Origin of the sequence: Latilactobacillus curvatus JCM 1096 = DSM 20019 (assembly GCF_004101845.1) — a bacterium.
Taxonomy (GTDB): domain Bacteria; phylum Bacillota; class Bacilli; order Lactobacillales; family Lactobacillaceae; genus Latilactobacillus; species Latilactobacillus curvatus.
Map to the genome: position 1 here is coordinate 645422 of NZ_CP026116.1, position 22977 is coordinate 668398.

Consider the following 22977-nt stretch of genomic DNA (forward strand, 5'->3'; position numbering starts at 1 on the left):
CATAAATATAGATAAATAATTACTATTTGGAGGCTAAAAATGTTTTTAGGCCAATTGATCCATCAACAGCGACTCAACAAGCAACTGACACAGTCTGAATTAGCAGCGGGGATTTGCACGCAAAATACAATCAGCAAAATTGAAAAGAAAAATCTGCCCCCCACAATCCCAATTCTAATTAAGATTTGTACACGGCTTGGATTGACATTAAATGAACTTTTCACCGAATTTAACGCGCTCGACACTGCCAGTGACGAAGGCGTGATTTCTGCGGAAGTTGCTTTATTAGCAGGCGATTCTGGCCCTGCTGCCGCATTAATTACCGATATCGACTTCAAGGCAACCGAACATCCTTATCCCGCCATCTTCTTCTTTTTCAATGGCTATTTAAGTTACCTTGACCATCAATCTGAATTACAGATTTTTTCCGCTTATAACTCGTTCACAGCGGCCATCGGTGACGACACTTCAACGTTGAAGTTACTTCTAAATACCGGTATGGGTTTAATTTACCAAGAAGCTGGCGAGGAATTAGCTGATTTTTATTTCAATAATAATATCAATTTCATCAACCAACTTGATCACATCAATGTCATTGATGTTCAACGCGTCCTATTTGCTTCGCGTCACACAGCAGCCTATATGATTAACCAACACCGCATTGATGCAGCTATCGAGTTTTTGACGAAAGCCCTCAAACTGAGTCAAAAAAATCAAATCATCAAACAAGTCGATCATTTGTATTACCTCCGTGCTCGGGCACGCCAACAAAGCGGTCGAGACTATGCAGAAGATCGCGAAACCGCGTTAGTTTTTGCCAAATACCTTAAAAATAACGCGTTAATCGCGAAAATTAAAGCGTTAAACTAAAAAACACTATCCGATTGGATAGTGTTTTTTTAACTAATTGGATGTAAGCTGATTCCTGAGACAACTTTTAAGAGAGGGTATAATGAATAAATCATCTCTCAAAAGGAAGGAATTTTTACATGCCAACTCGTTACGACAAAGAATTCAAACAAAACATTATCAACCTATATAAGCAAGGCGAATCAGCTGCCCAACTGGCCAGAGAATATGGCATTGGCTATTCAACAGTTCATAAGTGGATCCAGGGCCAGGCCAAAACTCAATCCGGTAAATCGCCAGACGAAATCAAAGCGATGGAAAAGCGACTGGCTTCGCTGTCTGAGGAGAACGAAATCCTAAAAAAAGCCCTGGGCTTCCTTGCGCAGAAGTAACCAATATCTTTGATTACATTCACCAAGAAAGCCATCACCACCAGGTAACCAAGATGTGCCGAATCCTCGGTGTTTCCAGAGCTCAGTATTATCGTTATCGATCCCCCAAACCTTCAAAACGCCGGGCCGAAGATGCGGGCTTGAAACAACGGATTCTGCGGATCTTTGCGGAATTTAAGCAGCGATACGGTGTTATGAAGATCCACCATGAATTGAATCTGGAACTTCAACCACTGCAGCTTCGGTGCAGTCCACGACGGATTTCCCGGCTCATGAAGGAACTGGATAGCCACTCCGTTACCGTCAATAAGTGGAAAGCGGCTTCGGCTTCCAAAACCAAGGTTGAACAGCGTCCCAACTTACTTAAGCAGGATTTCTCGACCACTGGTTTAAATCAAAAATGGACCGCTGATATGACCTATATTCAAACGAAGGGTAATGGCTGGTGTTACTTATCAACCATCATGGACCTGCACTCACGACGGATTATCGGCTATTCGTTCTCAAAAAAGATGGCTACTGATTTAGTCTTAAAGCCCCTTGAAAGCGCGGTTAAAAATCGAACCATTACTGGGGACCTGATTATCCATACGGATTTAGGATCACAGTATACCAGCGATGATTACAATCAACGTTTAACTGAGCTACATATCCGCCACTCATACAGCCGTAAGGGTTGTCCGTATGATAATGCGCCAATGGAATCCTTTCACGCTTCCCTCAAAAAGGAATGTGTTTATCCAGTGCCGGTCTTTGAAGATTATGAAACTGCCGCTGCCGTCCTTTTTGAATATGTGCATGCTTTCTACAATAAGAAGAGAATTCATAGTTCACTGGGCTACCAGACCCCCTTACAAGTTGAAATTGCAACACTTACGAGCCAAATGGCCGCCTGATTTAATGCTTTCCAGGGTTCAAATAAGTTATTAATCGCGATTAATGATTTATTTGAGCTGTGGAAGGTAAACGCGGTTCTGAATGTCTCTTAAAATCTGTCTCAAATATTGACTTCAATCCAAATTATTTTATTTAGGTTTAACAATGGCAAATTCTATAATTAATCCGAACAGAAATTAAAAAGCCCAAAGCAATCACTTACAATGGTAGTAGCTAATTCCAACCAATATAGGGAGTGATTACTTTGGGTACATCTACTTTATCACGTTTTCAACGTGGCGCACTAGCACAACTGGTCAATGAGGGGAATAAATCTTACCAAGTAATGGCTGACGCCTTAGGCGTCGCCAAAGCTACGATTAGCTATGAGTTGGACCGAGTTAAACCTTATGATCCAGAATTAGCTCAGCAAGATGCAGATCGCAAAAGGCGGAATTGCGGTCGTCGTTCGATGCTGACGGCAGCATTAGCGACTTTAATTACCAATCACTTACGATTAACCTGGTCACCAGAAACCATTGCGGCCGCTTATAACTTGAGCACTGCGTCAATTTATAATTGGCTTAATCGTGGCTGGCTCCCCTTCAAATTGACTGATCTACCCAATCGGAATGTCCGCCAGCACCGAGTGAGCGAAAATCGTGGGAAATTTACAAGTGGGACTTCCATCGAACAACGGCCAACAACTGTTAATCAACGGTTAGCTTTTGGTCATTGGGAAGTAGATACGGTGCTTTCTAGTCGAAGTGAGTCACGATCATGTCTGGTTACATTCGTAGAACGTAAGACCCGACTTCTATGGGCCATCAAAGCCCCTAATAGAACGGCTAAGGCTCTAAACACCGCCTTTGGCAAGTTTATGGGGGCCTTCGGTCCCCAAGTAAAATCCATTACTGTTGATCATGGTAAAGAGTTTGCCAATTATCAGGCCTTAGAACAGGATTATCAGATCAAAGTTTATTTTTGCCATCCATATTCACCATGGGAGCGAGGTTCCAATGAATATTTTAATAGACGGTTACGCTGGTTCTTCCCGAAAAAGACCAATTTTAGCCAAGTAACGACTGATGAGATCCTAGCAGCACTTGAACTAATTAATCAACGACCATTAAAAATACATCATCAACAGACTGCCATTGAAAGATTCCGGGCTTGTTCGGATTAAACTTGTAATTTACCCAATGCAAAAACACACCTTCTCTCCCAAAGAATCTTTTCCTATCGAAAATACAAATTAAAATAAATCAGGTCGTACTTGGCTGAAGTAATAGGGTCTTCTTTCAATAAAATCAATCGCATCAGATCCTGTTAAGATTTCTACTTTTTCGTCAGTTTCCCATTCATTTTCCTTACCATCGAAAAACTTATTTCTATAAATAGTCGTAACCTCGATTTCACTACCTAAAACTTTCATTTTAGTTTGATATGTTTCATGTTTTCCATATCCATCAACAGGTTGGTAAGAATGATTCACACCATCAAATTCATTATTGTTTAAAGCTTTTAAAACTGCATCTCTATTCACTTTTCAATACCTTCTATAATTTTTATTTTATCATACCATTTAATACTGCATACTAGTTAAATCTCTCTAAAAATTTCTATCCAAATGGTGTTACTTTTGGTGTTACTTTCTACATGCACAAACAAAAAAAGCCAGAAACGCCTTCAAATAAGCATTTCTAGCTTATGCAATTCAATTACCCCACACTGCCTTCCATTTCATAACTAATCAGTCGATTTAATTCCACCGCGTATTCCATTGGGAGTTCCTTGGTGAATGGTTCGACGAAGCCCATGATGATCATTTCGGTTGCTTTGGCTTCCGAGATGCCACGGCTCATCAGATAATAGAGTTGTTCTTCAGAAATTTTAGAGACTTTGGCTTCATGTTCCATTGAGACGTTGCCGTTTAGAATTGTGTTGTACGGAATCGTATCAGAGCTGGAGCGGTCATCCATAATAATCGTATCACATTCGACATGGGCAAACGAACCGTCACTGTCGCGTTCAAAACGAACAGTCCCGCGGTAATCAACGGCCCCGCCATCTTTGGCAATCGATTTTGAAACGATTGAGGATGACGTATTCGGTGCGGCGTGAATCATCCGCGCGCCACTGTCTTGGTCAACGCCTTCGCCGGCGACGGCGATTGAGAGCATTGTCCCCCGTGCACCTTCACCATCGAGGTAGACACTTGGGTATTTCATGGTCATTTTTGAACCGAGATTCCCGTCGACCCATTCCATTGTCGCATTTTCCATGGCTTGGGCCCGTTTAGTTTCCAAACTATAAACGTTCTTTGACCAGTTTTGAATGGTCGTGTAACGGCAATAGCCATCCCGTTTCACAAAGACTTCAACGACCGCTGCGTGCAAGCTATCACTTGAATAGCTTGGTGCAGTACAGCCTTCAACGTAGTTCACGCTGGCGCCTTCATCGACAATAATCAATGTCCGTTCGAATTGACCTGAATTTTCGGCGTTAATCCGGAAGTACGATTGGATTGGAATATCCGTCCGCACGCCTTTTGGAACGTAGATGAACGTGCCACCTGACCAAACGGCCGAGTTAAGCGCTGAGAATTTATTATCAGTTGGTTTGACCAACGTACTGAAGTATTCCTTCACAATTTCAGGGTATTCGCGTAAACCGGTATCCATATCGGTAAAAATGATCCCAAGTTTTTCGAATTCTTCACGCATGTTGTGATAAACCACTTCTGATTCATATTGCGCACTGGAACCTGCTAAATACTTACGTTCGGCTTCAGGCACACCTAAGCGATCAAACGTTTCTTTGATTTTGTCGGGAACATCTTCCCAATCGCGGTATTGCTTGTCCGTTGCCTTTTGATAATACAACATGTGTTCTAAATCAAGATCGGATAAGTCCGGTCCGAAATCTGGCATTGGCATTTTTTCATAAGCGTGAAATGATTTTAAGCGGAAATCTAACATCCATTGTGGTTCCTTTTTCTCACGCGAGATGGCGCGCACAACGTCTTCCGTTAAACCGCGCCCAGTTGAAAAGACGGGCTCTACATCGTCGCTAAAGCCGTAGTCGTACTCTTCAAATTGGGGCATCGTTGTCTCTTCTGTCATTCGTTAGTTTCCTCCGTTTCTGCGTGGTTCATCATTTGACCGGTTGTTGCACGTCGGTCATCGCTATTTAAGGCTTTGTGGAGCGCCTTCCAAGCTAAAGTCGCGCATTTAATCCGCGCAGGGAATTGTTGCACCCCTTGTAAAATCGCGGCATCTTCTAACAATGACCAGTCTTCGTCACGATCACCAATCATCATATCCGAAAAGCGTTCGATCATCGCCTCCGCTTGCGCCGGTGTCTTATGCATCACGGCATCGGTCATCATGCTGGCAGAAGCCTGGCTAATCGTACAGCCTTCCCCTGAAAAAGCAATCTGACTAATCTGCCCGTCTTCGAGCACCAGTTCAAGTTGTAACACATCGCCACAGGTGGGGTTGCGTAATTCAATTTCATGATCGGCAGTCGTCAAGTGACCATGATGATGCGGATGTTGCGAATGGTCAAGAATGACCTGCCGATATAAGTTATCTAATTTAGAGAGTGCCATTTTGGAAAAACTCCTTTGCTGCTTGAATGGCGGTCACAAACGTTTTCACGTCCGCTTCGGTATTGTAGAGGTAAAAACTAGCGCGCGCGGTTGCGGCAACGTTCAACCATTGCATCAACGGTTGTGCGCAGTGATGACCAGCACGTACGGCAACGCCTTCCATATCGAGGGCGGTCGCTAAATCATGTGGATGTAAATTGTCGAGATTAAAGGCAATCACACCGGTGCGTTGGGCGGCATCTTGTGGGCCATAAATCGTGAGGCCGTCGATTGCTTGGAGCTGCGGTAAAGCCATTGTGACTAGCGCTTGTTCATGGGCTTGGATATGATCCATCCCAATTTGCGTTAAATAATCAATGGCGGCCCCTAAGCCAATTGCCCCCGCAATGTTTGGCGTTCCACCTTCAAGGCGCCACGGTAATTCTTTAAACGTTGAAGATTGTAAGCCCACAAAGTCGATCATCTCGCCGCCGTATTCCACGGGTGGCATCTGTTCAAGTAATGCTTGCTTGCCATAAAGCACACCAATGCCGGTTGGTCCAAGCATCTTATGCCCTGAAAAGGCGTAAAAGTCCGCATCAAGTGCCTGCACATCAACCATCATGTGCGGCACGGCTTGTGCCCCATCGACCACCATGTAACCGCCTTGTGCATGGACTAAAGCCGCAATTGTTTTAATCGGATTGACAACCCCAAGTACGTTGGAAGCATGCGCCAAACTAACAATTTTCGTCTTAGGCCCAATCACCTGGCGTGCTGACTCTAAATCGAGTTGCCCATCCGGTAATAAGTCGATGTAACGCAATTTCGCGCCCGTTTTCTGCGCCAGTTGTTGCCACGGCACGAGATTACTATGATGTTCCATCACACTAATCACGATTTCATCGCCGGCTTCAACCACGGTTGGGCCGAAACTGCCTGCAACCCAGTTCAAACTTTGCGTCGTCCCTTTTGTGAAAATCACTTCGGCACTCGCAGCGGCATGGATGAAGGTTTGGACCTTCGTGCGCGCGGCTTCATACTGGGCGGTTGCTCGTTCAGCTAAAGTATGCACACCACGATGCACGTTCGCATTGTCATTTTGGTAATAAGCCACCAACCGGTCAATCACGGCTTGTGGTTTTTGGGTGGTCGCCGCATTGTCTAAATAAACAAGTGGTTCATCATTGACGATTTGGTCTAAAATCGGAAAGTCGCACCGATAATCATTTAACTGGTTGACCATCGATTAACTTCCTTTCAATCGTGTCCGTTAATTGTTGGCGCACGTTTTTATCCGGAATTTCACTTAGAACAGCGCCTAAGAAACCACGAATTACAAGTCGTTGCGCGACTTCTTTTGAAAGACCGCGACTCATTAAATAATACATTTGTTGTTCATCAACGCGCCCGACACTGGCAGCATGGCCAGCTTGCACGTCATTTTCATCAATTAATAAGAGTGGGTTCGCATCCCCGCGTGCTGTCCGCGATAACATCAAGACGCGATTTTCTTGTTGGGCATCGGCACCCTTAGCCCCTTTTAAAATATGCCCGATCCCGTTAAACGTTAACGTCGCATCTTCTAAAATGACGCCATGTTGCAAGATGTGCCCAATTGAACGCGGCCCAATATTCGTCACACGCGTATCAATCCCTTGAATCTGTTTACCAGTTGAGATGGCGACCACTTTCGTTTCAGCATGTGATCCAGCACCCACTAAATCAGAATCAAAGTCACCGATGATATTGCCATCATTCATTGATCCCAATGCCCAATCAATCCGCGCATCGCGCATCAAGTGGCCCCGGCGATTCAAGTAAGTCGTCACGGATTTTCCAAAGGCATCAACCGCTGAAAAATGAACGTGACTGTTATCTTTAGCAATCACTTCCACGACAACATTTGCTAAGTTCTTGTGGTCACCCGCTGTTTGGAGATTTTCAAGATAACTAAATTCACTGTTTTGTTCGGCTACTACGAGGACGTGATGAATAAAATCAGCGGGTTGAGTGCTGTCCTGTACATAATAAGCCGTAATGGGTTGCTTAATCACCACATTTTTCGGCACATACAAGAAGAGCCCACTGTTCATCAAAGCTGTGTGAAAAGCCGTTAAGCGATCCTCGTTCGGTTTCACTGTGACTTGCATGTAGTATTGTTGTACCAAATCAGGATGTTCTTGTAACGCGGTGAAAATGTCGGTAAAAATGACACCTTGTTCTGCCAATTCTGCCGGTAAATTTAACTTGGCAGTTGTCTGACCAATCTGTACTGCGTACGGTTGATCAGCTGAAAGATTCGCTGCCGCAGATGGCATTAAACTCAAATCGGATTTAACGGCTGTTGGCGCATTTGCTGCCATCACTGGCCAATGTTTATAGTTAATTTTTTCAAAGATAGGCAGTTCGAGTTGCTCAATTTGCGCAAACGCTGCTTGACGCATTTCAGCAAACCAGGCCGGTTCTTGATGCAATTGTGAGAATGACGCGATTTGTTCAGGCGTGATGGCTAATGTTTTCTTCATCAGAATCGCCCCCTATTTACTTTCGTCGTCAGTCAGTTTGATATCCAAGCCTAATTCGTCACGAATCCCGACATAACCTTCGTCTTCCAAACGTTTTGCAAGTGACGCATCACCAGTCGTGACGATTTTGCCACCCATCATGATGTGCACATAATCTGGCACGATGTAGTTTAAGAGCCGTTGATAATGTGTGATGATTAATGAGCCAAAATCAGCCCCGCGCATTTCGTTCACGCCTTTTGAAACGACTTGCAAGGCATCAATATCAAGTCCGGAATCAATTTCGTCTAGGATGGCGAATTTGGGTTCAATCATCATCAATTGCAGAATTTCATTCCGTTTCTTTTCACCCCCAGAAAATCCTTCGTTTAAGTAACGTTCTGACATTTCTTCCGTCATATCCAAGAATGCCATCCGTTGATCTAATTTTTTCAAGAAAGCCATCACTGAAATCTGATCATCTTCAGCCCGACGTGCATTAATCGCAGCGCGCATGAATTCAGCGTTCGTTACCCCTTGAATTTCAGCAGGGTATTGCATCGCCAAAAATACCCCCGCGCGGGCGCGTTCATCAACCGGCATTTCTAAAATATTTTGGCCATCTAGTTTGATCTGACCTTGCAGTACCTCATACTTGGGATTGCCCATAATCGTTTCCGAAAGCGTCGACTTCCCAGTCCCGTTAGGTCCCATGATCGCGTGAATTTCACCCGTGTTCATTTCCAGGTTAACACCTTTTAAAATTTCCTTACCGTCGATGCCGACGTGCAAATCGATAATCTCTAATTTAGACATAGATGACCCTCCAAGAATCGCATTCTAGCAATTATTATACGCTCTTAATTCTATGCTAATTGAGAACTGTTTTCAATGCTTGAATGCATGAAAAAAGACCACGCAGGCGACGTGATCTTTATCAATAGCTTTCCTGGGGAAATAGGTAAAAAATAACTTATTGATTTGATACTCTTCTAAAACATGCTAAGAGCACCCATAGCAGTTAATGCGGTTGAACTACTCATTGATTTGATACTCTTCTAAAACCCGATGAAATTCAAAACTACTATCTAAACAGTTGAACTACTCATTGATTTGATACTCTTCTAAAACGATGGCATTGAATACTTGTATAAGTAATTGGGTTGAACTACTCATTGATTTGATACTCTTCTAAAACACAACACCATAGCCAAACATTGCTGGATAAGTTGAACTACTCATTGATTTGATACTCTTCTAAAACCCTAACTGGCGACGTTGGTTTGGAAAGCATGTTGAACTACTCATTGATTTGATACTCTTCTAAAACCCAGCTGTTGGCCTTGTCTGATAATGGTTAGTTGAACTACTCATTGATTTGATACTCTTCTAAAACCCATCATATCTTAACAATACTGGCTTACCAGTTGAACTACTCATTGATTTGATACTCTTCTAAAACTCATCGACAGATAAATCAAGGGTAATTTTTGTTGAACTACTCATTGATTTGATACTCTTCTAAAACACGTTTTAATTCTTCCCAAGGAATCCAGTAGTTGAACTACTCATTGATTTGATACTCTTCTAAAACCGTTCATACTCTTGGTGGCGGTTGGTTAGAGTTGAACTACTCATTGATTTGATACTCTTCTAAAACACATGGTTTGATTGTTTCGACAGTCGATGAGTTGAACTACTCATTGATTTGATACTCTTCTAAAACTAGAATGATCCTCCTAAAATCGCGACTTTTGTTGAACTACTCATTGATTTGATACTCTTCTAAAACCGAATAATAGGTTTGTGGTTAGTTGCAAGCGTTGAACTACTCATTGATTTGATACTCTTCTAAAACAAAGGCTAGAGGCATCAACTGGCTGGCTGAGTTGAACTACTCATTGATTTGATACTCTTCTAAAACAGGCAAACATATTGAGGATTCAAGAAAATCGTTGAACTACTCATGCTCCTATCCTAGTATTTGGTACATAAATTTCTGAACAGTTGTGCCATAATTAATAAAACAAGATAGGAGCATTCCAATGAAACGATATCAAGATGATTTTAAAGCCAGCATTGTGAAGATGCATCGTGAAGAGAAAAGATCTATTCGCTCGCTTTCCGAGGAATACGGTGTTTCTCCAGCCGCAATTCATAACTGGGTTAAAGGCGCTAAATCAGTTGAGCTAGAAGACGGTACTGAAGTAACGTCCAAAGAATTCAAACAACTTCAAAAGGAAAATCAGCGATTAAAGGAGGAACTCGAAATTTTAAAAGCTGCGGCGGTGTTACTGGGAAAGCATTAGGACGAATTAATTGCCTTGTCTTCATAGAAGATCAGTTATTGCGACACCGCTTATCAATTATTCTTTCGGCACTGAAATTACCGCGCAGCACCTATTACCATTGGAAAAGATATCAACCTAGTCAACACGAACGTGTTGATAATCAACTCAAAGAAAAAATTAAATTGATTTGGGAAAATAATTATCGTGCCTATGGTTATCCACGAATAACGATGGTGCTTCGCAAGTCAGGCATCTGTGTTGGGTCAAAACGAATTTTACGATTAATGAGGGAAATGGAGATTCACTCTTTAATGAATCGGCGATTTAAAAAACCTGGCACTCATGTGGATCATTCACAACGCCCCAATTTAATCAAGCACCAGCCCAATGCAAGGATATGGCGTGCTGACATTACTTATTTGGAATTACGTCCAGGAACCTGGGTTTATCTCAGTTCTATTTACGAACCAAAGGTTCATCAAGTTCTTGCTTTCAAGATTGGTCGTCAGATGGAGGCGACGTTAGTTGTAGAAACGATTAATCAGGCGCTTGAATATCATCAAAAGCCACAATATTTTCACTCTGACATGGGTTCACAGTACACCAGCAACGAAGTTGAAACTTTACTTGAACGGCATCAGATTAGCCACTCATACTCAAAACAAGGTTATCCTTATGATAATGGGCCAATTGAAGCTTTTCACTCATTGTTGAAGAGAGAGTTTGCCTTTCAAACAACTTTTTCCAATTTTGAGGACTTGGTAATCCGAACCTCAAATTACATCAGTTGGTTTAATTCCGACAGAATTAGAACGAGTGTTTAGAAAAAGATGTGCCATTTATTGACATAGGAGCATCATTGATTTGATACTCTTCTAAAACGAGCCATCTGCAAACTCGCCTGCTTTTTCAGTTGAACTACTCATTGATTTGATACTCTTCTAAAACAAACTACCTAACTCAAAGGAAAAAGAAAAAGTTGAACTACTCATTGATTTGATACTCTTCTAAAACTTTGTAAAGATGATTCGTTGAGTGTAATAAGTTGAACTACTCATTGATTTGATACTCTTCTAAAACCGCTACCGACTCTTCAACCTGTCTTTGTGTGTTGAACTACTCATTGATTTGATACTCTTCTAAAACACTAATCCCTTATCCCAACTATCATATTCCGTTGAACTACTCATTGATTTGATACTCTTCTAAAACAATTTGAAAGTGCGAAGAAAACAGCGGAATGTTGAACTACTCATTGATTTGATACTCTTCTAAAACGTACAGTCAATCAGACTAGCAGTACAGTCAGTTGAACTACTCATTGATTTGATACTCTTCTAAAACAATGAAGGTGTACCAAATGACAAATCTTCAGTTGAACTACTCATTGATTTGATACTCTTCTAAAACCTGCTGGAGCAATGGCATTTTTAACCGTGTGTTGAACTACTCATTGATTTGATACTCTTCTAAAACATGGTAAAAGCAGTTAATGAGCATATTAAGGTTGAACTACTCATTGATTTGATACTCTTCTAAAACTGACGCTTTGTTTGCTGGTATTGGTTACACGTTGAACTACTCATTGATTTGATACTCTTCTAAAACAAACGGGTAACGCCACCCAGTCTGCTAAAGGTTGAACTACTCATTGATTTGATACTCTTCTAAAACCCATAGCCGGTTGCTGTCGACATACACCTTGTTGAACTACTCATTGATTTGATACTCTTCTAAAACGCACCAGCAATCAATACCAGCTATAAGGATGTTGAACTACTCATTGATTTGATACTCTTCTAAAACCATCGTTTTTTCATCAGAATTTCATTTTATTCATAGCGCCATTCGACATAATCATTATCGATGTGATAATAATAACATTTCTGGTACTGATCAGATTTAACCTCTTCTGAAAATTCAATGAGAAAGAGTTTCACATTCAATGTCGCCACCAACCTCACCAATTCATTAAATTGGTTGATACTGAGATAGTGCGAAACGTTGATCAACGTGATTATTTTTGATTCATTTAACTCTACTGCTGTCTGTACTATACTCTCAATTATACCATATGGGTCATGTTGGACGACAGTCGAAAATTGTAAATTATAGAACTTAATCATTCTTTGAAGATCCCATTCCTGATTGACATCTAAGGTCAATTCATACATAAAGGCCGCATCCAAAATCGTTAAACGAATCTCACTATCTAACTGAGTTAATTTCTGGCGCTGCTGATCCGTTAAGTCGGCGGCGAATTTTTTAATCAACCGATTTTGAAATAGATGATTCAAATTAATTGCTGCCACATCCCCACCCCAAATAACAGCCTTTGAATAATCCATTAATTCGTATTGATCATTGCTAAATTTAACGGTCTCTTGTGCGCCGGACATTCCAATAATGAGTTTGGTATACACTTCTGGACTACTTGTACTGCAAACCGTTATTTTCTTATTCTGAACGCTAAAGGGTTGGTATGGATAAAAAGTAATGTTCATAAAATTAACGTCCTCTCAGCAGAATTACGGACGTCATCACTCGATTCGCCCACTAAGAAATGCATTTTATTATATTGTTGCTCAGTAACCATCAACGTTTGTACTAAGCCTGCAGGCGGAGTAAAGCCAGCAATTCGGTTCTCGATAAACTGCGCCGATTGTTTGCTGACACAAACTCGAACATAAACAGAATATTGAATGGTAGATTGTAAAATTAATCCGAACGCTGTTCGGACAAAAAAGATCAGCTTCCTTTAAAATGGTGTTTACCACAAACCCATCTTTTAGGAGCTGATCTTTTGTCTAGTATAACCTATTCCGAACGAATTAAAATCGAAACCTTTTGTGAACTAGGGCTGTCCAATATCCAAATGGGCGTTCGGCTGAACCGATCACCGTCAACAATTTCTTATGAATTATCTCGATGTCAACCTTATCAGGCTGAATTAGCACAAACAGATGCCGAATACAAGCGATCACGATGTGGTCGGAAAACTAAGCTGAGCGATGAGTTAAAGCAAAAAATTCTCAACCATTTACGTCTAAGCTGGTCACCAGGAATGATTGCTCACGAATTTAAACTAGCTACTAAATCTATTTATAATTGGCTAAATCAGGGGAGAATTGGTTTCTCCTTGAATGATCTACCTGAACATGGCGTACGCCAACGGCGTAACGTTGACCAACGATCCAAATATAATCAATCCTTGGGGCGATCAATTGAACAGCGTCCCATGATGATTAATCAACGTAAGCGCATCGGCGATTTTGAACTAGATACAGTCGTTGGTCCTCGTGGGCATAGTAAGGCAGTTTTATTAACTTTAATCGATCGCAAATCACGGTTCCTTTGGGCATACCGGTTAAAAGATCGGACGACAGCGACTGTTAATGAAGCACTAACTAAGTTCCTAACCACTTTTAATGGTCCGGTGCACAGCTTTACTGTGGACCGTGGCACTGAGTTTAGTGGGCTAGTATCACTTGAATCACAATATGGTATTAAGACCTATTACTGCCATGCTTATACTCCAGCTGAACGTGGTAGTAATGAACGCTTTAATCGGAATTTACGTTATTTTTATCCTAAAGGGACTCGTTTTGAGCACATTAGTGCTCAAGATTTAACGACGACGTTACTCCAAATTAACCAGCGACCGCTTAAAATACTCGACTGGCAAACACCGTATCAGGTTATGCTGACAAATTTGTCCAAAAATTCGGATTAAATTTGCAATCTACCGAATCATTAAAAAACCTTCGTTAAGCAGCGCTTTTCTAAAATGACGGTATGCCTTGCGATCCTCGCTCGTTTCAACTGGTAAATCAAACATGACTAATAAGCGCATTATTCGGTACCTCGTGAGTCATTACCACCTTTACTTCAAACTCTTCTTTCGGAGTTGTCATGAATTTCAAACAATTCTGTACGTGTTTAGTGAGTGCGTTTCTAAGAATTGTGATCTGTCCATTATATTCTAGCTCAAGATTCAGTAACTCCACTAAACCAAATTTAACATCAGGGGTTAATTCATTAAACTTTTGATGTGCCACCCAATAATCAATCACTGGTCGAAAAGGTTCCATTAGATCGGAACCCAAATTAAAATCACTGACGCCATTGTGATGATGAATGCCAAACTGTGTTAAATAGCCATTACAAACAATTTCGCGATTAACGGCTGATAACAACAAACTATAACCATAATTAAGGGCTGCATTAATGGGACTGTACTCCGTTCGAACAAAGTCTTTATCAAAAACTAACTGAAAATACTTGCGCGCAATCACGGCTTCTCGATTTGTTCGATCAGCAAATACCATTGCATCAGCTTCTGTTGTTAAGTCTTCAATATCCTTTCCTAACAATTGTGCACATTGAATTTGCATCGCTATTTTGGCTTGAATAATCGCCGTCCATAAGGTTTCTTTCAACCCCGTTCCCCATTCAACCTGTTGCTGGATCGACGCGAGACTACGATTTCCTGGATAATCCGCAATTGTTTCGCAAGTTGGATTACCGTCTTTGCCTGTAAAAATAATCTTAGCGCCAGCTTCACTCAACTCAGTAATCGCCGATGCCGTTAAAACGGCCTGTGTAGTCGCAACTAACAAAATTTGGATATCATCAATTGGTACTTGGTGTGTTGCATCTTTTGTCTGGACAATAATCTTCCGTCCAGAATAAGAAACCTTTGCATGTTGTGAAATCACAACTGTTCGCCAACTCATAAAAATTTACCCCCTACATCCTTGTTTTCAAAATGATAACATGCTATAATGCTGTTGTTGAGCTTGATACACTCAATCGAAATACTCATTGATTTGATACTCTGAGTTAAAATCAAACAAGGTCTTCGGACCAAGTTTTCTATTCTGAGCCTCTTATGAGGCCTTTTTTTATGCCTTCAAACCAAAAAGCTAGCCCATCATTACACTAATGACAGGCTAGCTTTATTTATTTATAAATCCCTTAAAGCTACTCGTCGTTCGAATAAACCGGTTGGAGATTGATAGATAATTTGGGTGTCAGGTGTGAATGTAATGCCCGATGTTTGCGTTAACAGTCCAAAATCATTCTTAAAGCCTAGTTCTGAAATTTTAATTCTGGCAGCGTTAGCATGTAATCCTATTAATATTCTGTTTAGGATCGTCTTTTGACCTACATTTATCAGCTTTCTATTCCGCCATTGATCATTCCACGTTAAATTCTCAAAAATCTCCTTCGAACTATTTAGCACTTCTCTAGACTTGTAAATATCGTACACTGGAAAGTATTGATTGACCTGCTCTAATATATGATTAAACAGGTTAATTACCTGCTTATTAGAATTATTAACTTTGATAGCCCCATTCAATATTTTAATGTCAGACTTATCCAATACTAGTTCTTGTTCATTATGAAGGTAGAATTCGGAAGCAATAGAAATATCCTGCCCTCTGCTATAAAATTTCTGGTTAATCAAAATCCTTGGTAAGATAATCTTGAAATCCTTAGTAACAGGGACTGGCTCTCCTTTTTTCTTTTTATTAATCGTAAGCTGAGGTGTTAACAACTTCTCTAATCTTACAAGTCTCTCAGCAGGATCTTGTATTTGCTTTAATTCGCTACTCCACGATGTATTTACTCCAAATATTCTGTAAATATACTCACTCTTATTTTTAATTTTAACTAGACATAAGTATGCAGACGTCTTCCCCGAGTACCCACCATAGAGCGCAGTTGGTCGATCTTGTTTAGCGGGAATCAATTGCTTGCCGCCCTGCCCACTTGCTTTATCATCTTTAGCCGCATAGAGCGTTTGATTAAATAGCGCTCCCGAATTTTCATGCACTTCGCGAGTCACTAGAATCTTCTTAAACTGATAAATTTTATTCAAGTAAGCTAGACCGGATTCTTTATCCCAAATAACCGCTTCAGTATTTTCATCAACCAATTCGTCTTTCTTTAGACCATTTAAAAAATTAAAGTTACGCCACTTATCTTGCTGACTTGCCTTCTGATACTCACCGTATACAAAATAAGGTTTTAATTTAGGATAGCGCTTCAATAGATACAGACCAACGAATGCGGTCAGATAAGCATCGAATGCATGATGATGGTTATTTAGATTACGATTCTTCGGAAAATCGAATTCTGTTCGCATTTGATGGGTTAACCCACTCTTAACAGTAATTAACTCAATGTTATCTTCACCATACTGTTCCATCAATAAATTCGTTGCTAACTTAATGACTTGACGTGTTTCTACTAATTGCCGATTAATAAAGCCCTTCATGGCGTATTTACTGATGTGATCAGGATTTAACGTTAAGTTATCGTATTTCTTCTTAGTAATTAACCCAGCACGCAACATTTGTTCCCACTGAAGCTGCATCTTCTTACCAAGTTCAACGCTTGTAAAGTCGGTCGGTACTTGATCTGCTTTGCTACGGTTCATTTTTTGAGAAACTAAAACTCGGTTATCTAACGAATTATCCTTCACAAACGACTGTGGCAAGATATGATCAATATCGTACGTCGATAAACGATCAATATTCAACGAATCACCCGTATACATATCCCGACCACCCTGCATGAAGTACAAGAATAAGCGCGTATTGCTCAATGCAGAATTCGATAAATCCTTAAGTTCATTTCTGATTTCAGTATTATTTAGCAATTCATTGCTGATATTTTGATAGACTTGTTCAACTTGGCGCTTACGTTGCACCGAAAGTCGTGGATTCACTTCATCTTCGCGCGCAAATTCAATCAATATCCGTTCTGGCGCCTGGCCTTTCATGGCCTTTTGAATGTCATTGACAACAAGCAGAATCTGGCGGAGCGCTTTTTTATTCTGTGGTGACGTATATAAATCATTGATAACATCTTGTACATCATTTTCAGCTAGCATCATTTGATTAGCTTCAGTAATTAATTTATCAAAGTCTTCAGAGTGCACAATCCGCATGAAGTTATCCGTTGTATCCCAGAGTAAGTCCATAATTCGTTGTCCATTCGCATTGACGATTTGCGTTAATAATTTAGCCGACAAACGACCCCAACCGCGGTAGCGTTTAGCAGCTAATTGCACACGTTGCTGATCCGTTAACCAATCGATTTCATTCAATTTGGCGCTATATATTTTGCCGTCTTCAAAAATCGTTGACCATTCAATACATTTTTCCAAATCGGCTTGTTTATCAACATCATCAACCGCATCTCCAACAATCATCTTTAAGTCATGATACGTGCTTAATCGACTATTAAATTTGTTCTCATCGGATAGACCAGTAATTGCGGGACGACTTGCATAGCGCTTTTCTGATACCAAGTAATCCTGAATATTTTTCACTGTTACACTTATTTTTTGCATAAATAAATCCGTAAATATTGCTTGTTTCAACTCCGTCGTAATCGGTTGGTCATCAATCTTAAGTCCGTTTAATTCATTCAACACTTCAAACCGTTGATAAATTAAGCTCTGTTTAGGGAGTACATCTTCAGCCAATAAATAAGTATCAGTCGTTGTCATGCGCTTAATGAATTCATTAGCGGATGCTTGACGGTCCACTTTATCATCGAAGTTCCACGGTGTAATCCGGCCTTCTGCTTTACGAATCAGCCACGCAAATTTCGCATCGGAGCTTTGTCGTTGCTGCTCAGCCGTAATCAGGGGCCCCACATAGTACGGCACTCTAAAGGCCACTAATTCGTCCAATTTATATTTAGCGACTGTTTGCCGTTTAGAATTGGGATTAAGTTCCGCTAACCAGGGGTAATATTGTTGTTGGTTCTCGATAATCCGGTCTAATTCCTGTTGATGTAGTTGATGCGGGATTGCCCCATTATCTTTGGTCCGTTGTTTTGGCATAAATTGATCAAGTTCAATTAATTTTTTAATTTCACTCACAATCGGATGATCTGGGTTGTTCTTTAAGGCTTTTGTGATATCTCCATAAAAATCTTCCTTCGAATAGGCCTTCGTATTTTCTTGACCATCAACATATTGGTCATAAGCCTGCTTTAATCTCTGTCGGTCTTCAGGTGCTAACGCTTCCCGTACCGCTTTTAGCATTTTTAAATGCTTTTGATGATCGTCATACTTCGTGATCATCGCTTGCGACAATGATTGATTTTCGGGAACGATTCCCGCCAATAGAACACCAGAATAAAGTTCCTGTAGGCTTTCGATAATTTGGTGGGCATTATCATCAAGACTACTCTCTAACTTGACCATTTCTTCATCAAAGTTTTCTGCATTAAAAGTGAGTGTCCATGCTTTAACATCTTCGGCTTCGATCCCAGTAAGCACATTAAACTTCGCTTTTAACCCCAAGATTGCTTTTAATAATTCTGTCGCAATCGCCTTATTCTGCTTTTCAACTGCCTTATTCGTACTTGGCGTATAAATCAGTGATAATGCTTGTCTTTGCCGATTGCTAGCACTTTGTTGATTATCCAATAAGAGCGCTTTGACCTCCGCCAATTTATCCGTCTCTAGTTGAAAGCCAGATTCACTGAACAAGTCAGCAAAAATCGTGTTTAGTCTGTCAAAATGAGCCACTAAATTAATTTCGCTACTCTTAAAGGATGAGACGGGCGCTTCATTTAAAAAGTGCCCGCGATACTTCACAATATGATGCATCGCTAAATAAATCTCGCGAATATCAAATTGACGTTTCTCGGTCATTAGCTTATATCTTAAATGGTAAATCGTTGGATAATCGTCATAGAATGCCCGATCTGTTCGATCATTAAATAAACTTGTCTGTGGATATAACTTTCGCTGATCCTTCGGACTTAGGTTTGATTGTTTTTGCCGCAAGAAAAAAGTATCATCAACCGGCGTGATATAGGGTTCAAAGATTTCTCTTAACAATCCTAACCGCCATTTACGTCGTTTTAATCGGCGACGTGTTGTTCTAAAGCTGCGCCGTTCTGCGGCTGTTTGTCCTTCATCGTATAAACGAACCCCATAACCATATTTACCTCTTACACTGACCAACTTACTTTGGTCATCAACCACTGACCACCCAATTGAACTAGTACCAATATCTAAACCAATATTATACGGACGACTCATTCTTACTCCCCCTAAAAGTTTATATTCAATGATAGTATATCCAATTTAACCCGCTTTTTCCAATTAAATTAAGAATTACACATGCTAACAGCAAAAAAAGACAAGTCTTAATGACTTGTCTTTGATCATTATTCAACTGGTAACACTGCGCCGTGCCATTTATTCTTAATCCATTCTTGCGTTGATTTTGATTTGAGCGCTTTAACGAGCTTCTTGATAGCTGGGTTATTGCGGTCTTTTTTATTTGTCACAACAATGTTGGCAAATGGCGAAGATTGCTTTTCAAGGGCCACAGCATCCTTTTCAGGGTTGAGACCGGCTTGCACAGCATAGTTCGAGTTAATCGCCACTAAGGTGCCTTCATCATTCTTCAAAAGTTCAGGCATGAGTTTTGGTTCGAATGTGTACTCAAACTTGAGGTGTTTGGGATTGCTAGCGATGTCTTTAAACGTTGCGTTTTCAGCATTTACGCCCGATTTCAAGGTGATTAAGCCACCGTCTTTTAAAATTGTTAAAACACGGCCCCAGTCTGGCTGGCTGCTTGAAACTAATACTTTCGCACCTGATTTCACATCACTCAATTTTTTAACTTGTTTACTGTATAAGCCGAGCGGTTCTAAGTGAATACTGCCAACACTGACTAAGTCGTAGCCGTTATCTTTATTGGCCTTCTTCAAAAAGGGTTTGTGTTGGTAGTAGTTCGCATCTAATTCGCCACTCGCTAAAGCTTTATTGGGTAAAACATAATCGCTGAAGACTTTTACTTTGAGGTTGATGCCTTCTTTTTTCAACTCCGGTTGAACGTGTTTCAAAATCGCGGCGTGTGGAATTGCGGATGCCCCAACGACGATTGTGTTGCTGTCTGACTTCGCTTCTTTGTTACCACAAGCGGCAAGTGCGCCCGCTAATAAGAAGACTGCTGCTAATAATCCTAAACTGTGTTTTTTCATGAAAACTCCTCCTTTTAAATTAACGATGATCAATGTGTTGAACAACCAAGTCGCCCGTTTTTTGACAAATGAAGACGATGATTAAAATAATGACGGTTGCGACTAACGTAATCGCATTTTGGTTAGCTTGGAACCCATCTTGGTAAGCAAGATTTCCCAGCCCACCGGCACCAATCACCCCCGCCATTGCGGTATAACCAACAAGTGAAATTGCGGTGACAGTTAAGCCGGAAACAAGCGCCGGCATGCTTTCTGGTAAAAGGACTTGCCAGACGATTTGGACTTTTGAAGCGCCCATTGAACGGGTGGCTTCAAGCACACCGCCATCGACTTCCCGAAAAGCTAATTCAACGAGTCGTGCATAAAAGGGCGCGGCTGAGATGATTAACGCTGGAATCGCAGCTTTCGGGCCAATCATCGTGCCCATCAAGCCTTTTGTCAATGGAATCAACAAGACGATTAAAATGATGAATGGAATGGAACGAAAGACGTTCACTAATAAAGCCACAATACCATTCAACAGCCGATTCACTCGACCACCACTCGCGTTTGTTTGATAAAGAACTAACCCGAGTGCGAATCCAAGAACTGCCACCAATAAAACACTGACAATTGTTAACCAAACTGTTTCAAAAGTTGCTTGCCACATACTTGGCCAGTTCACTTGCTTAAATTGAAAATAGGATTGAAATCCGTTTACGTTATCCATGACGTACCACCTCAACTTCGATTGTTTGTTGTGCTAATTCTGCAAGGACTGCCTTTAAATCACTTGGATTAGCTTGAATTTGAATGTATAAATAGCCAAGTGCGCCATTAATGGTTTGTTGTAAACTCCCACTGATGACACTGATTTCGACTGCTGGGTATTGACGCATCAAGCGACCGATCACCGGTTGACTCGATTGTTCTTCGTTAAATCGCAGTTGGACGATTGTGCCATTTGGAACCCGTTCTAACAGTTGATCAATCGAAGCGGCCGTTTCACTTGGCGACACCACTAAGGATTCAGCAACAAATGCCTTGGTTGCAGCCATTTGTGGTTTTTCAAAGATTTCGTGCACAGTCCCTTCTTCGATTAACCGCCCATTTTCCATGACCGCAATTCGTTGGCAAATCCGCCGCACCGCATCCATTTCATGGGTGACAAGAACGATTGTAATCCCCATTTCACGATTAATCTTAGCCAGTAACGTTAAGATTGAATTCGTTGTTTTCGGATCAAGGGCGCTAGTCGCTTCATCACATAACAGAATCTTCGGGTCACTAATCAAGGCTCGTGCAATTGCGACCCGTTGTTTCTGACCGCCCGATAGTTCGCTTGGATAGGCCGCTTCTAAATGGGTCAATTCAACAATCTTTAATAATGCGCGGGCTTTGATTTGTCGTTCTGCCTTAGGTACCCCGGCTAATTTTAGTGGCAACATGATGTTTTCTAACACTGTCTTTGACCAGAGTAAGTTAAAGTGTTGGAAAATCATGCCAATTTTCTGCCGAATCGGCCGCATTGCTTGTTCGCTCAACCCCACAATTGACTGGCCCTCAACGAGCACATCCCCAGTCGTTGGCTTTTCAAGTCCATTCAAGAGTCGGATCAACGTACTCTTACCAGCGCCGGAATAACCGATAATCCCGTAGATTTCGCCCGCTTCAATGTTCAACGAGACATCCGTTAGTGCGGCGAATGTTTTTTGTTCTCGCTCAAAGGTTTTACCCACTTGTTTTAATGTCAACATACTAATCGCTCCCTCTTCTTTTAAAAAATGCCAAAAAAAAATCCTTCCTCTCAAATAAATGAGAGAAAGGACGCTAAATGCGTGTTACCACCTTAATTTACGATTACCTCACAGTAATCGCCTTACAAAGTACCCGATTGATACTCGTTCGCTATATCGGGCAACCCCCGCATTCGGCTCAGTTAAACCTTACCAAATGAATTGCTCAAAGACCATATTCATCTAGCTTTCACATTATCCGCTTGCACCTGACCGGACTCTCTTAAAATGCTACTGACTAAATTACTCATCTTTTCATCGCTTGTATTAAGTAGTACCTATCATAATTAAAGTTCAATTAAAAGTCAAGCAAGACTATTCAAAAAAATCAGATTATTGTTTAAGTAATGGCCTAATCGACCCGAATGTCAGCAATCCACGCATCTTTTTCGTTATCTGCATTTAATAATTCCGGATTATCAGCTAACGGTGTGTTGACGTTTACTAATTCACCAGCTAGTGGACTGTCAAGATCTTGTACCATCTTCTCAGCTTCAATGGCCACTAAGGTTTCATTAGCCGTCAATTTTTGCCCCACGATTGGAACATCAACAAACTTGATTAACCCAAACTCATTTTGTGCGGCTTTGGTGATCCCAATTCTTCTAATCGATGCTGCAATTTCCTCTGTCCAAAAATAATCATTATTATTCATCGTCATCCGTCATTCAC

19 protein-coding genes, 2 pseudogenes, 2 CRISPR repeat arrays and 1 other annotated feature are annotated in these 22977 nt (G+C 41.0%); of the genes and pseudogenes, 6 read left to right on the forward strand and 15 right to left on the reverse strand.

Features of this window, described 5'->3' with window-relative positions; genetic code table 11:
* The first annotated feature begins 39 nt into the window (after positions 1–39).
* From LCU_RS03425 to LCU_RS03440, 4 genes are all read left to right on the forward strand, one after another.
* A complete protein-coding gene (locus tag LCU_RS03425; protein WP_004271273.1) occupies positions 40–870 on the forward strand; it encodes a helix-turn-helix domain-containing protein in 831 nt (276 codons plus the stop codon).
* Positions 871–989: 119 nt separating this feature from the next.
* Entirely contained in the window at positions 990–1241 is a 252-nt protein-coding gene (locus LCU_RS03430) for an IS3 family transposase (protein WP_002816285.1), read from the forward strand.
* A 17-nt stretch (positions 1242–1258) separates the two neighbouring features.
* A complete protein-coding gene (locus LCU_RS03435; RefSeq protein ID WP_280525414.1) occupies positions 1259–2137 on the forward strand; it encodes an IS3 family transposase in 879 nt (292 codons plus the stop codon).
* Between the two features lie 245 nt (positions 2138–2382).
* Entirely contained in the window at positions 2383–3303 is a 921-nt protein-coding gene (locus tag LCU_RS03440) for an IS30-like element ISLsa1 family transposase (protein WP_011373852.1), read from the forward strand.
* A 69-nt stretch (positions 3304–3372) separates the two neighbouring features.
* Here LCU_RS03440 and LCU_RS03445 read toward each other — a convergent pair whose 3' ends face one another.
* The 6 genes from LCU_RS03445 to sufC all read right to left on the reverse strand — a co-directional run bounded on the left by LCU_RS03445 (position 3373) and on the right by sufC (position 9032).
* Positions 3373–3663 carry a hypothetical protein gene (locus LCU_RS03445; RefSeq protein WP_016619706.1) on the reverse strand — a complete coding sequence of 97 codons (291 nt, stop codon included), beginning with the start codon at positions 3661–3663 and terminating at the stop codon, positions 3373–3375.
* Positions 3664–3838: 175 nt separating this feature from the next.
* Positions 3839–5242 (reverse strand): Fe-S cluster assembly protein SufB, encoded by a 1404-nt coding sequence (sufB, locus tag LCU_RS03450; RefSeq protein WP_035187061.1) that lies wholly within the window; start codon positions 5240–5242, stop codon positions 3839–3841.
* Positions 5239–5730 carry a Fe-S cluster assembly sulfur transfer protein SufU gene (gene sufU / locus LCU_RS03455; protein ID WP_054644705.1) on the reverse strand — a complete coding sequence of 164 codons (492 nt, stop codon included), beginning with the start codon at positions 5728–5730 and terminating at the stop codon, positions 5239–5241. The genes sufB and sufU overlap by 4 nt, the downstream gene beginning before the upstream one ends.
* Positions 5717–6955: a cysteine desulfurase gene (locus LCU_RS03460; RefSeq protein ID WP_004271203.1), complete on the reverse strand. Its 1239-nt coding sequence runs from the start codon at positions 6953–6955 to the stop codon at positions 5717–5719. Before LCU_RS03460 ends, sufU begins: the two co-directional genes overlap by 14 nt.
* Positions 6936–8237, reverse strand: coding sequence for a Fe-S cluster assembly protein SufD (sufD, locus tag LCU_RS03465; RefSeq protein ID WP_004271204.1), 1302 nt, complete (start codon positions 8235–8237; stop codon positions 6936–6938). The genes LCU_RS03460 and sufD overlap by 20 nt, the downstream gene beginning before the upstream one ends.
* A gap of 12 nt (positions 8238–8249) precedes the next feature.
* The gene (sufC, locus tag LCU_RS03470; protein WP_056966921.1) at positions 8250–9032 is read right to left on the reverse strand and encodes a Fe-S cluster assembly ATPase SufC; all 783 of its coding nucleotides are present in this window, start codon (positions 9030–9032) and stop codon (positions 8250–8252) included.
* Positions 9033–9179: 147 nt separating this feature from the next.
* A CRISPR array of direct repeats spans positions 9180–10141; the repeat unit is 36 nt; unit sequence GTTGAACTACTCATTGATTTGATACTCTTCTAAAAC.
* Positions 10142–10261: 120 nt separating this feature from the next.
* Between sufC and LCU_RS03475 the strand changes: the two genes are divergently transcribed.
* Positions 10262–11331 (forward strand): IS3-like element IS1163 family transposase gene (locus LCU_RS03475; protein ID WP_112234043.1). Its coding sequence is split into 2 segments (ribosomal slippage): positions 10262–10490 and positions 10490–11331, totalling 1071 coding nucleotides; the frame shifts between segments, so codons are not numbered across the junction.
* 88 nt (positions 11332–11419) lie between these two features.
* Positions 11420–12313: a CRISPR direct-repeat array (repeat unit 36 nt; unit sequence GTTGAACTACTCATTGATTTGATACTCTTCTAAAAC).
* A gap of 26 nt (positions 12314–12339) precedes the next feature.
* Here the strand turns inward: LCU_RS03475 and csn2 are convergent.
* Complete coding sequence (gene csn2 / locus LCU_RS03480) at positions 12340–13011, reverse strand: type II-A CRISPR-associated protein Csn2 (RefSeq protein WP_056967177.1); 672 nt, start codon at positions 13009–13011, stop codon at positions 12340–12342.
* Positions 13008–13211, reverse strand: a pseudogene (cas2, locus tag LCU_RS03485) (CRISPR-associated endonuclease Cas2); the annotation flags it as partial. The pseudogene cas2 (LCU_RS03485) and the gene csn2, both read right to left, overlap by 4 nt.
* Before the next feature lie 99 nt (positions 13212–13310).
* On the opposite strand from cas2 (LCU_RS03485), the gene LCU_RS03490 reads away from it, so the two are divergent.
* Positions 13311–14240 (forward strand): IS30-like element ISLpl1 family transposase, encoded by a 930-nt coding sequence (locus LCU_RS03490; protein ID WP_003592463.1) that lies wholly within the window; start codon positions 13311–13313, stop codon positions 14238–14240.
* A 12-nt stretch (positions 14241–14252) separates the two neighbouring features.
* Here LCU_RS03490 and cas2 (LCU_RS03495) read toward each other — a convergent pair.
* The 7 genes and pseudogenes from cas2 (LCU_RS03495) to LCU_RS03525 form a co-directional block, all read right to left on the reverse strand.
* Positions 14253–14360 (reverse strand): annotated as a pseudogene (gene cas2, locus LCU_RS03495) (CRISPR-associated endonuclease Cas2); the annotation flags it as partial.
* A complete protein-coding gene (gene cas1 / locus LCU_RS03500; RefSeq protein WP_004270938.1) occupies positions 14338–15243 on the reverse strand; it encodes a type II CRISPR-associated endonuclease Cas1 in 906 nt (301 codons plus the stop codon). The pseudogene cas2 (LCU_RS03495) and the gene cas1, both read right to left, overlap by 23 nt.
* A gap of 230 nt (positions 15244–15473) precedes the next feature.
* Entirely contained in the window at positions 15474–19580 is a 4107-nt protein-coding gene (gene cas9, locus LCU_RS03505) for a type II CRISPR RNA-guided endonuclease Cas9 (RefSeq protein ID WP_056965860.1), read from the reverse strand.
* Positions 19581–19708: 128 nt separating this feature from the next.
* A complete protein-coding gene (locus tag LCU_RS03510; protein ID WP_004270942.1) occupies positions 19709–20530 on the reverse strand; it encodes a MetQ/NlpA family ABC transporter substrate-binding protein in 822 nt (273 codons plus the stop codon).
* A gap of 19 nt (positions 20531–20549) precedes the next feature.
* Positions 20550–21239, reverse strand: a complete 690-nt coding sequence (locus tag LCU_RS03515) for a methionine ABC transporter permease (protein WP_035186770.1) — start codon at positions 21237–21239, stop codon at positions 20550–20552.
* A complete protein-coding gene (locus LCU_RS03520) occupies positions 21232–22266 on the reverse strand; it encodes a methionine ABC transporter ATP-binding protein (RefSeq protein WP_004270940.1) in 1035 nt (344 codons plus the stop codon). Before LCU_RS03520 ends, LCU_RS03515 begins: the two co-directional genes overlap by 8 nt.
* A 63-nt stretch (positions 22267–22329) precedes the next feature.
* Positions 22330–22573: a binding site (T-box leader), on the reverse strand.
* A gap of 84 nt (positions 22574–22657) precedes the next feature.
* Positions 22658–22966: a glycine cleavage system H family protein gene (locus tag LCU_RS03525; RefSeq protein ID WP_004270931.1), complete on the reverse strand. Its 309-nt coding sequence runs from the start codon at positions 22964–22966 to the stop codon at positions 22658–22660.
* Positions 22967–22977: the final 11 nt, after the last annotated feature.

What these genes read in the sequence shown, in the direction of transcription:
- sufU (WP_054644705.1), bottom strand. Translation starts at nt 5,730, where the DNA reads ATGGCACTCTCTAAATTAGATAACTTATATCGGCAGGTCATTCTTGAC.
- cas9 (WP_056965860.1), bottom strand. Translation starts at nt 19,580, where the DNA reads ATGAGTCGTCCGTATAATATTGGTTTAGATATTGGTACTAGTTCAATT.
- sufD (WP_004271204.1), bottom strand. Translation starts at nt 8,237, where the DNA reads ATGAAGAAAACATTAGCCATCACGCCTGAACAAATCGCGTCATTCTCA.
- sufC (WP_056966921.1), bottom strand. Translation starts at nt 9,032, where the DNA reads ATGTCTAAATTAGAGATTATCGATTTGCACGTCGGCATCGACGGTAAG.
- csn2 (WP_056967177.1), bottom strand. Translation starts at nt 13,011, where the DNA reads ATGAACATTACTTTTTATCCATACCAACCCTTTAGCGTTCAGAATAAG.
- LCU_RS03460 (WP_004271203.1), bottom strand. Translation starts at nt 6,955, where the DNA reads ATGGTCAACCAGTTAAATGATTATCGGTGCGACTTTCCGATTTTAGAC.
- LCU_RS03520 (WP_004270940.1), bottom strand. Translation starts at nt 22,266, where the DNA reads ATGTTGACATTAAAACAAGTGGGTAAAACCTTTGAGCGAGAACAAAAA.
- LCU_RS03430 (WP_002816285.1), top strand. Translation starts at nt 990, where the DNA reads ATGCCAACTCGTTACGACAAAGAATTCAAACAAAACATTATCAACCTA.
- cas1 (WP_004270938.1), bottom strand. Translation starts at nt 15,243, where the DNA reads ATGAGTTGGCGAACAGTTGTGATTTCACAACATGCAAAGGTTTCTTAT.
- LCU_RS03510 (WP_004270942.1), bottom strand. Translation starts at nt 20,530, where the DNA reads ATGAAAAAACACAGTTTAGGATTATTAGCAGCAGTCTTCTTATTAGCG.
- LCU_RS03515 (WP_035186770.1), bottom strand. Translation starts at nt 21,239, where the DNA reads ATGGATAACGTAAACGGATTTCAATCCTATTTTCAATTTAAGCAAGTG.
- sufB (WP_035187061.1), bottom strand. Translation starts at nt 5,242, where the DNA reads ATGACAGAAGAGACAACGATGCCCCAATTTGAAGAGTACGACTACGGC.
- LCU_RS03525 (WP_004270931.1), bottom strand. Translation starts at nt 22,966, where the DNA reads ATGACGATGAATAATAATGATTATTTTTGGACAGAGGAAATTGCAGCA.
- LCU_RS03425 (WP_004271273.1), top strand. Translation starts at nt 40, where the DNA reads ATGTTTTTAGGCCAATTGATCCATCAACAGCGACTCAACAAGCAACTG.